Annotated in this window: 14 protein-coding genes; 7 read left to right on the top strand and 7 right to left on the bottom strand. The window is 65.8% G+C overall.

The features are described from left to right. Positions 1–132: 132 nt before the first annotated feature. Complete coding sequence (locus AADZ78_RS01975; RefSeq protein WP_085250078.1) at positions 133–1,110, top strand: phosphotriesterase-related protein; 978 nt, start codon at positions 133–135, stop codon at positions 1,108–1,110. Positions 1,111–1,113: 3 nt separating this feature from the next. Here AADZ78_RS01975 and AADZ78_RS01970 read toward each other — a convergent pair whose 3' ends face one another. Continuing rightward, positions 1,114–2,283 (bottom strand): acyltransferase family protein, encoded by a 1,170-nt coding sequence (locus AADZ78_RS01970; protein WP_085250079.1) that lies wholly within the window; start codon positions 2,281–2,283, stop codon positions 1,114–1,116. A gap of 230 nt (positions 2,284–2,513) precedes the next feature. Between AADZ78_RS01970 and AADZ78_RS01965 the strand changes: the two genes are divergently transcribed. Together AADZ78_RS01965 and AADZ78_RS01960 are read left to right on the top strand one after the other, a co-directional pair. Next, complete coding sequence (locus tag AADZ78_RS01965; RefSeq protein ID WP_169726275.1) at positions 2,514–3,788, top strand: DUF3068 domain-containing protein; 1,275 nt, start codon at positions 2,514–2,516, stop codon at positions 3,786–3,788. Between the two features lie 4 nt (positions 3,789–3,792). After that, on the top strand, positions 3,793–5,493 hold the full coding sequence (locus AADZ78_RS01960; protein WP_085250081.1) for a hypothetical protein: 1,701 nt from the start codon (positions 3,793–3,795) through the stop codon (positions 5,491–5,493). Here the strand turns inward: AADZ78_RS01960 and AADZ78_RS01955 are convergent. Continuing rightward, positions 5,477–6,631 carry a glycosyltransferase family 4 protein gene (locus AADZ78_RS01955; RefSeq protein ID WP_085250082.1) on the bottom strand — a complete coding sequence of 385 codons (1,155 nt, stop codon included), beginning with the start codon at positions 6,629–6,631 and terminating at the stop codon, positions 5,477–5,479. The two genes, AADZ78_RS01960 and AADZ78_RS01955, sit on opposite strands and share 17 nt — an antisense overlap. Before the next feature lie 270 nt (positions 6,632–6,901). Between AADZ78_RS01955 and AADZ78_RS01950 the strand changes: the two genes are divergently transcribed. Then, positions 6,902–7,669, top strand: coding sequence for a class I SAM-dependent methyltransferase (locus AADZ78_RS01950; RefSeq protein ID WP_085250083.1), 768 nt, complete (start codon positions 6,902–6,904; stop codon positions 7,667–7,669). Between the two features lie 94 nt (positions 7,670–7,763). Further along, a complete protein-coding gene (locus AADZ78_RS01945; protein ID WP_085250084.1) occupies positions 7,764–9,230 on the top strand; it encodes an aldehyde dehydrogenase in 1,467 nt (488 codons plus the stop codon). 70 nt (positions 9,231–9,300) lie between these two features. Here the strand turns inward: AADZ78_RS01945 and AADZ78_RS01940 are convergent, their stop codons facing one another. Further along, entirely contained in the window at positions 9,301–10,089 is a 789-nt protein-coding gene (locus tag AADZ78_RS01940) for a crotonase/enoyl-CoA hydratase family protein (RefSeq protein WP_169726276.1), read from the bottom strand. Between the two features lie 336 nt (positions 10,090–10,425). Between AADZ78_RS01940 and AADZ78_RS01935 the strand changes: the two genes are divergently transcribed. Then, the gene (locus tag AADZ78_RS01935) at positions 10,426–11,046 is read left to right on the top strand and encodes a TetR/AcrR family transcriptional regulator (RefSeq protein WP_204903490.1); all 621 of its coding nucleotides are present in this window, start codon (positions 10,426–10,428) and stop codon (positions 11,044–11,046) included. A 1-nt stretch (position 11,047) separates the two neighbouring features. Here AADZ78_RS01935 and AADZ78_RS01930 read toward each other — a convergent pair whose 3' ends face one another. From AADZ78_RS01930 to AADZ78_RS01920, 3 genes are all read right to left on the bottom strand, one after another. Next, entirely contained in the window at positions 11,048–11,344 is a 297-nt protein-coding gene (locus AADZ78_RS01930; RefSeq protein WP_085250087.1) for a hypothetical protein, read from the bottom strand. Further along, positions 11,341–12,828: a class I adenylate-forming enzyme family protein gene (locus tag AADZ78_RS01925; RefSeq protein WP_085250088.1), complete on the bottom strand. Its 1,488-nt coding sequence runs from the start codon at positions 12,826–12,828 to the stop codon at positions 11,341–11,343. Before AADZ78_RS01925 ends, AADZ78_RS01930 begins: the two co-directional genes overlap by 4 nt. Positions 12,829–12,897: 69 nt before the next feature. After that, complete coding sequence (locus AADZ78_RS01920; RefSeq protein ID WP_239655284.1) at positions 12,898–13,362, bottom strand: methyltransferase family protein; 465 nt, start codon at positions 13,360–13,362, stop codon at positions 12,898–12,900. 143 nt (positions 13,363–13,505) lie between these two features. Between AADZ78_RS01920 and AADZ78_RS01915 the strand changes: the two genes are divergently transcribed. After that, complete coding sequence (locus tag AADZ78_RS01915; RefSeq protein WP_085250100.1) at positions 13,506–14,096, top strand: TetR/AcrR family transcriptional regulator; 591 nt, start codon at positions 13,506–13,508, stop codon at positions 14,094–14,096. A 73-nt stretch (positions 14,097–14,169) separates the two neighbouring features. Here the strand turns inward: AADZ78_RS01915 and AADZ78_RS01910 are convergent, their stop codons facing one another. Next, positions 14,170–14,946 carry a crotonase/enoyl-CoA hydratase family protein gene (locus AADZ78_RS01910; RefSeq protein WP_085250090.1) on the bottom strand — a complete coding sequence of 259 codons (777 nt, stop codon included), beginning with the start codon at positions 14,944–14,946 and terminating at the stop codon, positions 14,170–14,172. Between the last annotated feature and the right edge of the window lie 20 nt (positions 14,947–14,966).

The following is a 14,966-nucleotide window of genomic DNA, read 5'->3' as shown; positions in this document are numbered from 1 at the left end:
GAGGGGCTCCGCGGGGTCTATACAAGGACGCGATAAGGACGGGTAGACGGTACTGCATAGCACGGCACTCGTGGCACCAGCTGTTGAAAATGCACTGTTGGCCGACCGCCGCTGGGTCCTAGCATCGGTTTTGTGTCAGAACTAAATACCGCTCGCGGAACCATCGATACCGCCGATCTCGGTGTCACGCTCATGCACGAGCACGTGTTCATCATGACCACCGAGATCGCACAGAACTATCCCGAAGGCTGGGGTGATGAGGAAAAGCGGGTGGCTGACGCGATCACCCGGCTCAACGAATTGAAGGCCCGGGGCGTGGACACCATCGTCGACCTCACCGTGATCGGGCTCGGCCGCTATATTCCGCGCATCGCCCAGGTCGCGGCGCAAACCGAGCTCAACATCGTCGTTGCGACCGGCTTGTACACCTACAACGACGTGCCGTTCTGCTTCCACTTCATGGGCCCGGGCGGGATGCTCGACGGCCCGGAGATCATGACCGACATGTTCGTCCGCGACATCGAGCAGGGCATCGCGGACACCGGCATTAAGGCTGCCATCCTGAAGTGCGCCACCGACGAGCCCGGCGTCACGCCCGGCGTCGAGCGGGTGCTGCGCGCCGTTGCCCAGGCGCACAAACGCACCGGGGTGCCGATCTCCACGCACACCCACGCGGGGTTGCGGCGCGGGCTCGAACAGCAGCGCATCTTCGAAGAGGAGGGCGTCGACCTGAGCCGGGTGATTATCGGCCATTCCGGCGACAGCACCGACGTCGGCTACCTGGAAGAACTCATCGCCGCCGGCTCCTACCTCGGGATGGATCGGTTCGGCGTCGACGTGATCTCACCGTTCGAGGACCGGGTGAACATCGTGGCCCAGATGTGCGAACGCGGGCACGCCGACAAAATGGTGCTCTCACACGACGCCAACTGCTACTTCGATGCGCTGCCCGAGGCGCTGGTGCCGGTGGTCACCCCAAATTGGCATTACCTGCACATCCACAACGATGTGATCCCCGCGTTGAAGCAGCGCGGTGTGACCGACGAGCAGGTGCAGACGATGCTCGTGGACAACCCGCGGCGGATCTTCGAGCGCCAGGGCGGCTATTAACTGTCACGGCGCGATCGCGTCGGCTTCCCGATCCGCGCTTCGCAGCTCGGCCGGCTTCTTGCGACGTTCCCAGTCGCGCAACGCTTCCCGGCAGGGCGACTCGACAAGCGCATAGCTCACCGCGGCAATCGCCCAGCCGAAGATCAGCGTAAACACCAACACCGCCGGCATGTGCCCGGTAAACGGGAAGATGCCGACCACCGGGAACACCATGTCAAGCGCGGCCAAGTGCCAGATGAACAGGCCATAGGACCAGCGCCCCAGCGTCACCATGCCGGTGCCGCCCAGCAGGCGGTGCGGTGTATCGGGCCGATCCAGCACCAGCGGCGCCACCAGCGCCAACGCCAGCAGCGCACCCATCGCGGTCTTCACCGCGAACTGCGCAGACGTGCCCTGGACCAGGCCCGCCGGACCGGCCACCGGCGAGGCCGCCACTAGATAGGCCAATACCGCGATGATTGCCATCGGCGCCCGGCGGCGCGCCCACCGGTGCGGCCGTCCAATCGGGTGATAAGCCCACTCCGCCAACAACATTCCCGCGGCGAACCAGGAGAAGAATGCCGGTGGCCAGGTCATCGGGTTGGCTCCCGAGCCGCCGTGCAGCGGGATCCAGGCCCAAGCCCAGCTGAGGGCGCCCACGGCGGCGATCGCCGGTACGCGGGCGGGCACCGGGAGCCGTCGGGCCAGCAACGCGAAAACCGGCAGCGCCAGGTAGAAGCTGACCTCAACGGACAGGCTCCACATCTGGGTCAGGCCGGCGGTCAGCGTCAGCGGCACGTAGATCTGAGTGAGCGTCAGGTTCGCCAACCACACGGTCAAGCTGGCGTGGTCGGCATCGGGCAACAAGCTGAGGATCACGACGACCGCCGCGAGATAGGCGGGCATGATCCGAACCACCCGCGAGCGCAAATAGTGGCCGGTCCGCGGACGTGTCCCCAACCCTCGTGCCGCCGCGGCGTGTCCGCGCCACAACAGGAAACCCGACAACGCAAAGAACACTGCCACGGCTAGATCGAAGCGGCCGAACAGCCGGCCCGTCACACCGCTGGAGTGCCCGGTCTGGAACGCGACGTGTGTGACCACCACACCCATAGCCGCGCAGGCGCGCATGCCCTCTACTGCGGGCAAGAAGCTGCGAGTACCACCAACCTGCTGGGCGTCGGTCACGATCACAGTTTGCCTGGCATGCGTGGTCAGCCGAATTGGGTACACCCGAAAGGTTCATCCGTCAGGCCGCTACGTTCTGCTGTTAGGGTCAAACGGGTTCTGCCACACTGCTTGGTCAGGTCGGAGCAACGTGACCCCCGCCGGCGACGATGCAGAGCGAAGCGATGAAGAGGAGCGGCGCACGTGACCCCCGCCGGCGACGATGCAGAGCGAAGCGATGAGGAGGAGCGGCGCAGGTGAACCGAGCAGTCATGTTGCGATTCGCCGCATGCGGAACGATCGGGCTCGGAGCCGCCCTGCTGATCGCCGCGCTGCTGCTATCGACCTATACCAGCAGCAGGATCACCAAAATCCCGCTTGATATCGACGCCACGCTGATCAGCGAGGGCACCGGATCGGCACTTGACTCGGCGTCGCTGTCCGGTGATCACGTCGTCACCAACCAGAACGTGCCGCTGGTGTCGCAGCAGCAGTTCAGTGTCGAGTCCCCCGCCAACGCCGACGTGGTAACGCTGCAGGTGGGAACCTCGGTCCGGCGCACCGATAAGCAGAAGGACACCGGCCTGCTGCTGGCAATCGTCGACACCGTCACCCTTAACCGGAAGACGGCGATGGCCGTTTCGGACGATACGCACACCGGCGGCGCTGTGCAGAAACCCCGCGGCCTCAACGACGAGAGCCCACCGACCGCAATCCCGTTGCGACACGACGGGCTGGCCTACCGCTTCCCGTTCCACACCGAGAAGAAGTCGTATCCGTATTTCGACCCGATCGCCCAGAAGGCGTTTGACGCCAACTATGAAGGTGAAGAGGACGTCAACGGCCTAACCACGTACCGGTTCTCCCAGACCGTCGGCTACAACTCCGAGGGCAAGTTGGTGGCTCCCATCCGGTACCCGTCGCTGTACGCCGGGGATGAGGACGGCAAGGTCACCACCTCGGCGGCGATGTGGGGAGTTCCCGGTGAGCCGAACGAGCAGATCACCATGACCCGCTATTACGCCGCGCAGCGGACCTTCTGGGTGGATCCGGTGTCCGGCACGATCGTCAAGGAAACCGAACACGCCAATCACTATTTCGCCCGCGATGCACTCAAGCCCGAGGTGACGCTGGCCGACTACAAGGTCACCTCCACCGAAGAGACGATCGAATCCCAAGTCAACGCGGCTCGCGACGAACGCGACCGGCTGGCGCTGTGGTCGCGGGTACTGCCGATCACGTTCACCGCGACCGGCTTGATCGCGCTGGTCGGCGGCGCAGTGCTCGCCTCGTTCAGCCTGCGAACCGAGAGCGCATTGACCGACCCCGGCCTGGACCGCGACGACACCGATTTCCTCCGACGAGCGGGGCTGGAGCCACCGGTACCTGGGGCCGAAGCCGAGACCGAGAAGCTGCCTACACAGCGCCCGGATGCGCCGAAGGAGCCGGGTTCGCCCAGCGCCGATCCGCCGCCGGAGTCGAAGCCGCAGGCGGAGTCGGGACCCCCAGAACCTCCGCCCGAACGGGCCTAGCTCGATGCGGGCCAGCGTGGCCCGGCCGGGGTACGCGTTGGGGTTGGCGCTGTTGGTTGTTGCCCCGCTGCTAAAGCCTGGGTACTTGCTGCTACGCGATGCGGTGTCCACCCCCCGGTCGTACCTGTCCGAAAGTGCCCTTGGGTTGTCGGCAGCGCCGCGTGCCACGCCGCAGGATTTTGCGATAGCGCTGGCCTCGCGGCTGGTCGACGGCGGAATCGTGGTGAAGGCGCTGCTGATCCTGGGTCTGTGGTTGGCAGGGTGGGGCGCGGCCGTGCTGGTCGCCACGGCGCTGCCGGAGGCGGGGGTCGGTGGACAGTTTGTCGCGAGCACGCTGACCGTCTGGAATCCCTATGTCGCTGAACGGCTGCTGCAGGGCCATTGGAGTCTGTTGGTCGGGTATGGCTGTCTGCCGTGGGTTGCGACGGCGATGCTCGGGCTGCGTTCGTCCGGTGGAGCCGGACGGTTATTTGAACTAGCCTTCTGGATCGCGCTGGCCGGGCTGACCCCCACCGGGTTGATGCTGGCCGCAACCGTTGCGCTGGTATGCGTTTTCGCACCCGGTGCGGGCCGGCCGCGTTGGCTATGCGCCGCAACGGGATTGGGCTTTGCGACGGTCGGCGCGCTGCCTTGGCTGACGGCGTCGGTGCTGGGCTCGTCGTTGACCAGCCATACGCCGGCGAACCTGCTGGGAGTTACCGCGTTCGCACCTCGCGCCGAGCCAGGCTTGGGCACATTCGTCAGTTTGGCCAGCCTTGGCGGCATCTGGAACGGTGAAGCCGTACCCGGTTCGCGGACAACGCTTTTCGCGTTGTCGTCGGCCGTGGTGTTGCTCGGTGTGGTGGCGGCCGGGTTACCGGCAGTGGTGCGCCGGCCGTCCGTGGTGCCGTTATTGGTGCTGGCGGCGATGTCGGTGCTGGTGCCCACGGTATTGGCGACCGACCCGGGCCTGCATGCGCTGCGTGCGGCGGTTGAGGCCGCGCCGGGCTTGGGGGTGCTGCGCGATGCCCAGAAGTGGGTCGCACTGGCGATGCCCGGATACGCGCTGGCCGCCGCGGGCGTGGTGGTGACGCTGCAACGATGGCTGGCTACGGCGGTGACGGCGTTGGTCTGCTGCCTGGCGCTGATCCTGGCGTTACCCGATTTGGCGTGGGGCGTTGCGGGCAAGGTCGCGCCGGTGCGGTACCCGTCCGGGTGGGCTGCGGTGGCGTCGGCGATCAACGCCGCACCCGAGACCGTCGCGGTGCTGCCCGCCGGCACCATGCGCCGCTTTTCCTGGTCCGGCCCGGCTCCCGTACTCGATCCGCTGCCCCGTTGGGTGCGCGCCGACGTGCTGGCCACCGGTGACCTAGTCATTTCCGGTGTCACCGTTCCCGGCGAGGGCGCACATGCCCGATCGGTACAGAAGTTGCTGCTGACCGGGCCCGATCCGTCGGCACTGGCCTCGGCCGGCGTGAGCTGGCTGGTTGTCGAATCCGATAGCGCCGGCGACATGGGTGCCGCCACGCGCACCGTTGCCGAGCTGACCCCGACCTATCGTGACGACGAAATCGCTCTCTACCGGATTGGGGGCCAGACCGCCGGTGCACCTGCCGCCCACTTGCGCGCGGTGGTGCTCGCGCACCTGGCCTGGCTGGCGTTGCTGGTCGTCGGAGCGTTCGGCGGTTCGATCTCGCGGTGCGCGGTGTTCAGATCACGCCGCTGACGAACTCGCCGGCTTGCGCCGCCTCCAGCACTGTGCGCATCGCGTCGGCGCTTTGTCGCCACGAGAATTCGATGCTGCGTGCTCGAGCCTTGGCGCCAAGCTGATCACGCAGCACCGGGTCGGATAGCAGCTGTTCGAGTCGATCCACCAGCTCGGTGCGGCTGTCAACCAACACGCCGGTCACCCCGTCGATGATCGAGTCGGACAGGCCGCCCGAGGTACGGTAGCCGATGGTAGGCACTTGATGCTGGGCCGCCTCGACCACCGCGAGACCCCACCCCTCCTTGCGGGACGGCAGCACGTGTACCCACGAGCATTGCAGCACATGGTGTTTCGTCACATCGTCGACATGGCCATGGAAGGTCACGGCGTCCGAAATACCAAGCCGGTGCACGTGGTCAACGAGCCGCTGCCGCCACCACCCGCCGCCCACGATGTCGAGATGCAAACCCGGGATTTGCGGCCGCAGCTGCGCGACGGCATCGAGCGCGTCCTCAATCTGCTTGTGCGGCACCAGTCGGGACAGCACCACGACGCGCGGTACGTCCGCGCGGGGTGCAGACAAGGATGCTACCGGCGCCTCGTCGAGGCCGTTGCGTACCAGCGCGATCCGCTCGTGGTCCACACCGAGAGCGATCAGATCCCTTGCCGACGGCAGCGACACCGTTACGTACTGGTTGCGCCGGTGCAGCCACGGCGACAGCGTTGACTCGACGTACCAGCCCAGCTTGGAAATCACCGGACCGGCCACCGGCCACTGCTCGCGGTGGCAGTGGTGCACCAGCACAACCGCGCGCCGGCGGTACAGAAGCCGGGCAAGAAACGGCAGGCCGTTCTGGGTATCGACGACAATGTCAGGGCGGACTCGGCGCAGCGGTCCAAGACGTAATTTCGCCAGGGCCATCGCCAGCATTGCCCAGATGTATACCGAGTAGCGCCCGCCGGCACGGCTGATCCGAATACCGTCGACCACTTCGCGGCGCGGAGCGCCAGGGTAACGGGCGGTGCGCAGCGTGACGTCAATGCCTGATGCCGCAAGCTGGGCGCCGATGCGCTGCAAGTAGGTTTCGCTGCCACCGCCCTGAGGGTGGCCCGTGTCGCGCCAGCACAGCAAGAGGACGGAGCGCAGGGCAGACATCGGTCGCCAGCATATCCTGGGCCGGTGCGGGGCGAGCTGGGCCGCCGGATCGCCGACCTGCGCACGGGATTTAGTCACATGCGCCACACTGATCTCTGACGGTTAGGACATTCGTTGTGCCCACCTCGTAGCGACACAGATACGTTAAGGGCGCAGTGTCGCTATGAGGTGGGCAATTCGGGTGCCTCCCGACGCAGGGACTGATGTGGCAAATGTGGCCAATGCGACCAGTCGATCGGAGTGATGGCACGTGTCCTTAGGGGGCCACACGTGACGGTAGCCGACATTTTCGCGCGCCACGCAACACTGCGACGCTCGCTGTGGCTGTTGTCAGAGTTCCGATACGAGCAGCCGGACCCGGCCCGCTTCTACCGCGCGCTGGCGGCCGACACGGCGGCGATGATTGGCGACCTGTGGCTGGCCAGCCACGGCGAGCCGCCAGTGGACCGCACCCTGCTCGACGTCGGTGGCGGACCCGGATACTTTGCCTCGGCATTCGCCGACGCGAGAGTCCGCTACATCGGCGTCGAACCGGACCCTAATGAAATGCACTCGGCCGCTGGAGGTTTCGTTCATGAGCCGGCCACGTTCGTCCGGGCTTCGGGCTTGGCGCTGCCCTTCGCCGACGACTCCGTGGACATCTGCCTGTCATCCAACGTTGCCGAGCACGTGCCGCGGCCCTGGCAACTCGGCAACGAGATGCTGCGAGTTACCAAGCCGGGAGGCCTGGCAGTGCTGTCCTACACAGTCTGGCTGGGCCCATTCGGTGGGCACGAGATGGGCCTGAGCCATTACCTCGGTGGCGCCCGTGCCGCCGCCCGGTACGCCCGCAAACACGGTCATCCGGCAAAAAACAACTACGGATCGTCGTTGTTTGCAGTTTCGGCGGCCGACGGTCTGAGCTGGGCCGCCAGCACCGGCGCGGCGATAGCCGCATTTCCCCGCTACCACCCACGATGGGCGTGGGGGCTGACCTCCCTGCCGGTGCTGCGCGAGTTCCTGGTGAGCAATCTGGTGCTGGTGCTCCAGCCCCGGTAATGGAACATGTTCTCGTTTTGCTTCAGCTTGGGTAGGGTGGCGCCATGACCGCCGGCGACGATGCAGAGCGGAGCGATGAGGAGGAGTGGCGCACATGACCGACGCTACAACGGAGTACGACAAGCTTTTCATCGGCGGCAAGTGGACCGAGCCGTCGACCGACCAAGTCATCGAGGTGCACTGCCCGGCCACCGGCGACTACGTCGGCAAGGTGCCACTGGCGGCGACGGCCGACGTTGACGCCGCGGTCGCCGCGGCCCGCGAAGCATTCGACAACGGCCCCTGGCCCTCGACGCCACCGAAGGAGCGCGCGGCCGTCATCGCCGGGGCGCTCAAATTGCTAGAGGAGCGCAAGGAACAGTTCGCCAAGCTGCTCGCCGCGGAGACCGGCCAGCCACCGACCACCATCGAAACGATGCATTGGATGGGTTCGATGGGGGCGATGAACTTCTTCGCCGGCCCCGCCGTCGACCAGGTCAAGTGGCGGGAGGTACGCAACGGCTCGTATGGGCAGACCATCGTCCATCGTGAGCCGATCGGCGTGGTGGGCGCGATCGTGGCATGGAATGTGCCGCTGTTCCTGGCGATCAACAAGCTGGGCCCCGCGCTGCTGGCCGGCTGCACGGTGGTGCTGAAGCCCGCCGCCGAAACGCCTTTGACCGCAAACGCTTTGGCGGAAGTATTCGCCGAGGCCGGGCTGCCCGAAGGCGTGCTGTCGGTAGTGCCCGGCGGGGTCGAGACGGGGCAGGCGCTGACATCCAACCGGGACGTTGACCTGTTCACCTTCACCGGCAGCTCGGCCGTGGGCAAGGAGATCGGCCGGCGCGCCGCGGAGATGCTCAAGCCTTGCACGCTTGAGCTCGGCGGGAAATCGGCGGCCATCGTCCTCGAGGACGTCGACTTGGCCTCCGCGATCCCGATGATGGTGTTTTCCGGGATCATGAACACCGGGCAAGCCTGTGTAGGCCAGACCCGTATCCTGGCACCGCGCTCGCGCTACGACGAAATCGTGGACGCGGTTAGCGCTTTCGTGCAGGCCCTACCGGTCGGGCTGCCGTCCGACCCGGCCGCCCAGGTCGGGTCGCTGATTTCGGAGAAACAGCGCGCGCGGGTCGAGGGCTACATCGCCAAGGGCATCGAGGAAGGCGCCCGGCTGGTGTGTGGCGGCGGGCGTCCCGAGGGGCTGGACAACGGATTCTTCGTGCAACCCACCGTCTTTGCCGACGTGGACAACAAGATGACGATCGCCCAGGAGGAGATCTTCGGGCCGGTGCTGGCCATCATCCCCTACGACACCGAGGAGGACGCGATCAAGCTCGCCAACGACTCGGTGTACGGCCTGGCCGGCAGCGTGTGGACCAGCGATATCCCTAAAGGTATCGAGATCTCGGAGAAGATCCGCACCGGAACGTACGCGATCAACTGGTATGCCTTTGATCCCTGCTGTCCGTTCGGTGGTTACAAGAACTCGGGCATCGGCCGGGAGAACGGGCCCGAAGGCGTCGAGCACTTCACCCAGCAGAAGAGCGTGCTGATGCCGATGGGCTACACCGTCGAGTAGCTAGGGCGAGCAGACGTAAAAGCCCCCAAAACTGGCCAGTTTTGGGGGCTTTTACGTCTGCTCGGCACAATTAGCGACCCGTGAACTGCGCCTGCCGGCGCTCGATAAACGACTGCACGCCCTCGGCAGCGTCTTCGGTGGTAAACAATTCAGTCACGGCTGGGCGCAGCCGCTCGATGGCGGCCGCCTCGCCCCGGGTCTGGGCCAAGTGGGCCGATTCCAGGGTGGCCCGCACACCCAACGGCGCCGCACGCTCGGCAATGGTGTTTGCGATCTCGCGCGCACGCGCCAAAGCCGTCGCGGCGTCGTCGGCAACCTCCTGAACCAGCCCGATGCGGTGCGCCTCGGCGGCGTCGAACTCGTCGCCGGTGAGCAGCCAGCGCATAGCGTTGCCCCACCCCGCCTCGCGCGGCAGCCGGATCGTGGCACCGCCAAAGGGGTAGATCCCGCGCTGCACTTCCAGCTGGGTGAACCGGGTTCCGGTCGCTGCGATACGAATGTCGGCAGCAAGCAGCAGCTCGATGCCCAGTGTCATGCACCGGCCGTGAGCGACGGCGATCATAGGTGTGGTCCAGGGACCGTCGAGACGCCAGGGGTCGCGTCCGTCGTCCGGAAGCGGGTTTTCGCCGCTGGCAATCCCCGGACCGACATCGACAAGATCGAGACCGGCGGTGAAATGGTCGCCGTGGGCGAACAGCACTCCCGCGCGCAACGCGGTATCGGATTCCAGCAATGCATAGGCGCGAGACAGATCGGCAAGCATCGCGCGGTCGAACGCGTTGCGCTTCTGGGGCCGGTTCAGGCCGATCAGCAGGACATGCCCGTCACGCTCGAGCGACACGGTGGAGGTGCTAGTCATCGGCACAGTGAACCGCATGGAGGAAAATTATGCAAACAAACATAAAAAAGCAGGGTTCGTTAACAGCGAGCGAAGCGTTTGTGTCGGATTTGTAGAGAGTACTTGCTTACCCGACGGGCGTTTAATATGCTACCTAGCATATTCATGGGCCGGTGGCGCCCGGTGCATGAGTGCGACACACATGCCGGGAGGAACCATGTGGATCATCGAGCTCAACGTCGCCGGCCTTCGATTCACTCGCCAGATGCCCGACTTGCCACGACGGCGGTTCCGGTTCCGCCCACGCGACATCCACTGGCCGGCGCTTCGTCACTCACATGGCCACCCGCACGCGGCATGACACCAGCTAGTCCTGCTACCACGAAGCGCCGCGGCACTCGGAACAAGATGCTGATCAGCGCCGCCGAGGTGATGCGTGAGCGCGGAGCCGCAGGTGTGACCATCGACGCGGTGCTCGCACGCAGCGGCACCCCGCGCGGCTCGGTGTACTACCACTTTCCCGACGGACGCAGTCAGATCCTGACCGAGGCGCTGCGGTACGCGGGCGATTCCATAACCGCCACCATTGATGCCGCCGTCGACCGTGGCGCGCGAGTCCTGCTGCGCGAATATGTCGAGTTCTGGGAACGGCTGCTGACCGAGTGCGATTTCAGCGCGGGCTGCCCCGTCGTAGCGGCCGCAATTGGCTCGGCCGACGACGAAGTCGAGCTCTCGGCGGAAGCCGGTGTCATCTTGGACCGCTGGTGCACTTCCCTGACCCGTGCATTCATCGCCGACGGCTTCGACGAATCCGACGCCGCATCACTAGCAGTGATGTCGATTTCCGCGCTGGAAGGCGCAATCGTGCTGTGCCGCTCGACGCGCAGCGCCGTCCCGCTACGTCAAGTTGGCGATCAGCTCGAATTCCTCATCAAAGCAAGGGAATTCGTTCGCCGCAATGGATTGCCCGACAAATAGATCAGTCGCTGGCCGGCAGCGGCTTAACCTCTTTGAGCCGCAGCTTGGCATCGCCGATGCTCAGGCTGCCCGCACCCGACTTGGTCACCAGCACCTCGGCACCGTTTTCGTCGACGTAGCGCTTGCCCATCACGGTGCCCTCGGCAAACGCCGGGTCGAGTTCGCCGGAACGCTCGGCACCCATCGCCACCATCGGCGCCCCGCCGCACCGCAGGTCGTCGAGGCTGTCGGCGCTTCTGACGACGATCACCTGGGTGTCACACACCTGGCTGGCGAGACGGGTTCCGTTCTTGATCATGCGCGCAGTCCTTCCAACGTCTCAATGATCTCGCGGCGAAGTACCTTGCCGGTGGCGGTGGTCGGCAGCTCGTCGCGAAACACCACCCGGTCCGGGGTACGTGACCCGCGCAAACTCTTGCGGACATGCTCGCGCAGTTCCTCCGGGTCGGGGTCCACGCCGGCGGCCGGCACCACCACGGCGACGATCGCCTGACCCCACTGTGCATCGTCGACGCCAACCACGGCAACGTCGCGCACGTGTGGGTGTTCGATCAGCACCTGTTCCAGCTCGGCGGGCGCGATGTTCTCACCGCCGCGAATGATGGTGTCGTCGCTGCGTCCGCCGATGAATAGGTAGCCGTCTTCGTCGAGGGTGGCGATGTCTTGGGTTGGGAACCAACCGTTTTCGTCGAGCACCGAACCGATCCCGGTGTAGCGACCGGAGACCTGTTCGCCCCGCACAAACAGCTCTCCAGTGCGGCCCGGTCCCAGCACCGCGCCCGTGTCGTCACGGATCTCCAGTTCGATGCCGGGCACCGCCCGTCCCACCGATCCCAATCGCTTAGCGATCGCGGCATCCGGGGCCGATAGCGCCGCGCGGTGATCCTCGGGTGTCAGCACCGCGATCGTTGAGCTCGTTTCGGTCAAGCCATAGGCGTTGACAAAGCCAACATCCGGCAACAATTCCAGCGCCCGTCGGAGCAGCGGCAGACCCACCTTGGAACCGCCGTAGGCCAGGTTGCGCAGATGGGGAAGCTGGTAGTAGCCGGTCTCGAGGACGGTGACAATTCGGTCCAGCATGGTGGGTACCACCGTCGCAGTGGTGACCCGCTCGGCATTGGCCAGCCGCACCCACTCCTCGGCGTCAAAGTTGGGCAAATACACCATCTTTCGACCGGCATACAGGTTCGACAGCGCGGCCCCCACCCCGGCGATGTGATAGGGCGGCACACAGATCAGCGCGGCGTCGGTGGGCGCGGCCGAATCGAATTCGACGGTGCCGGTGACATAGCTGGTGAGGTTGTTGTGGGTGAGTTCGACGGCCTTGGGCTGTGCCGTGGTGCCCGAGGTGAACAGCACGACGGCCACCGAGTCCGGGTCTGCGAACTCCGCGGCGGGCTTGGCGCTGTGAGCCGACGCCAGGAAGTCGTCGGAAACCACCAACGGCCCGTCGCCGACCATCTTCCGGTAGCGGCTGTCGACGACCACGAGGGGTTGCGGCAGCCGTTCGATCAGAGACTGGATCCCGTCACGGGATAGCCGGTAGTTGATCGGGGTAAAGGCCAGGCCGGCGCGCGCCGAGGCGAAAATCAGCAGGGGCAGCATGGCGCCGCCGGAGCCGACGTAGGCGACGTGCCGAGCATTCGATGCAGTGATAACGCCCGCGCCGCCGTCGGCGAGATCGCTTAGCTGCTGAGTCGTCCATCGGATGTCACCCGACACGATGGCCGTGCGATCGGGATTGCTGCACGCGGTCATCTCGAGCAGCAACGAAACGCTCATCCTCGATCTTTCTGAATCTCGGGCCTTTACAAATCTAGGCGATATTGTAACCCATCCCAGCGTAGGTCTTTACTTCCAGGCCGAGAGGCGCGGGATCCAGGCTGGCACGTTGCGCCGGTACTCGACGTACTCGCGGCCGTAGCGCCCCTCGAGGTGCGGCTCTTCCCAGAACCGGATGAAGGTCGCAAGCACTGCAAAAAAGACGGCAAACCACAACAGCAGCCAACCGGACGCGGTGATAGCGGCCTCGCCGAGCAGAATGCACAGCACACCGCTGATCATCGGGTTGCGCACGTGCCGGTACGGGCCGCGCACCACCAGCCTGACCGGCTCGCCGAGCACCTTGCCCACCCCGAGGGTGCCGTCACCCACACGGTCAAACAGCGCCACCGTCCAGACCAGCAGGCCCAGCCCGACCGCGATCAGCAGGCCACCGACCGTGACCAGCGCGATCGTCGCAGGCGACTGCAGGTTCCGGGCCGAAATCCCCGTGGACGCCACGATCAACGCCGGTATCACCAGCGTCACCGTCACCGGGGCGATGAGAAACGAGATCAGGTGTCGCCACCAAAGTTGCCGTTCCCGAGCGTTTGTCATGATACTTCAACCTCCGTTCAAGAATCAGCGTACGCCCGTGCTGAGCAATGATCAACGGATGTTGAAGTATGCTCGCTGGCATGTCAGAAGCCCGGCGCAGCGGCCGGTGGCGCACCGGTCAGCAGAACAAGCAGCGCATCATCGACGCGGCGCGCGAACGTTTCATGCGCGAGGGATACGAGCGGGCAACCGTCCGCGCCATTGCCGCCGACGCCGGCGTCGACGTCGCGATGGTCTATTACTTCTTCGACAGCAAGGAAGGGCTGTTCACCGCGTCGGCGCTGACCGGTCCCGAGCACCCGCTACACCAGCTGGCCACGCTGCTGGACGAGGGAACCGCGGACATCGGTCCGCGGTTGGTACGCCGCTTTCTCGAGCACTGGGACGAGGACGCCGGCTACGAGCCCTTTCTCACGCTGTGGCGTTCGGCGACCATCCACCCTCAGGCGCGAAAGGTGTTGCACGACAGCCTTGCTGGCCCGATAGCCGAGCGGGTCGCGGCCGACTTCAGGGTGGCCGACGCCGAGCTGCGCGTCGAGCTGGTGGCCAGCCATCTGGCCGGGCTGGCATTTGCGCGCTACCAGCTAAAGATCGAGCCACTGGCATCAGCAAGCATCGAGGACTTGGTTACTCGGGTGGGGCCGACGGTGCAGCGCTACCTGGCTGGTTAGGTTAGGTGGCGCGAGCAGACGCAAAAGCCCCCATTTCGGCACGAAAATGGGGGCTTTTGCGTCTGCTCGCGGGTTAAGTCCCGGTCCAGCGGGGCGGGCGCTTCTCGGCGAACGCGATCGCGCCCTCCTTGGCGTCGTTGGACATGAAGATCGGGCCCAGGATCTTGATCTGCTCGGCGAACCTGTTGTCCAGGCTCCAGCCGCGGGATTCGGTGATGATCCGTTTGGTGGCGGCGACCGCGAGCGGCCCGTTGGCCGTGATCTTCTCCGCCAGGAAGATGGCGGCGTCCAGCGCGCCGCCGGGCTCGGCCAAGATGTTGACCAGCCCCAGCTCGTGGGCGCGCTCGGCCGACAGGTTGTCACCAGTCAAAGCCAGCTCCATGGCGATCGCATACGGGATGCGCTCCGGCAACCGCAGCAGTCCGCCGCCGCCAGCAACCAGCCCGCGCTTGACCTCGGGTATGCCGAACGCCGAATCGCGGGCCGCCACGATCAGATCAGTGGCCAGCGCCAGCTCCGTGCCGCCGGCCAGCGCGTAACCCTCCACGGCCGCGATCAGCGGCTTTGCGGGTGGCCGCTCCGTGAAGCCCAAGCCGCGGCCCTCCACGACGACGTTCTCGCCGCGAGCGAACGCCTTGAGGTCCATGCCCGCACAGAACGAACCGCCCGCGCCGGTCAGGATAGCCACCGACAGGCCGGCGTCGCCGTCCAGCCGATCCATTGCGTCGGCAAGCCCGCGGCTGACCTCCGCGTTGACCGCGTTCTTGGCTTGTGGACGGTTGATCGTGATGATCAGGATCCGGTCGCGTTGTTCAACGAGGACGGCGGGTTCGGTAGCTTCTTCGCTCACAGAGCCGATCGTAACGGCCG

This window comes from Mycobacterium riyadhense, from assembly GCF_963853645.1.
Lineage (GTDB): Bacteria > Actinomycetota > Actinomycetes > Mycobacteriales > Mycobacteriaceae > Mycobacterium > Mycobacterium riyadhense.
The sequence above is the reverse complement of the archived record's forward strand: the minus strand, read 5'-3'. Positions and strand labels throughout refer to the sequence as shown.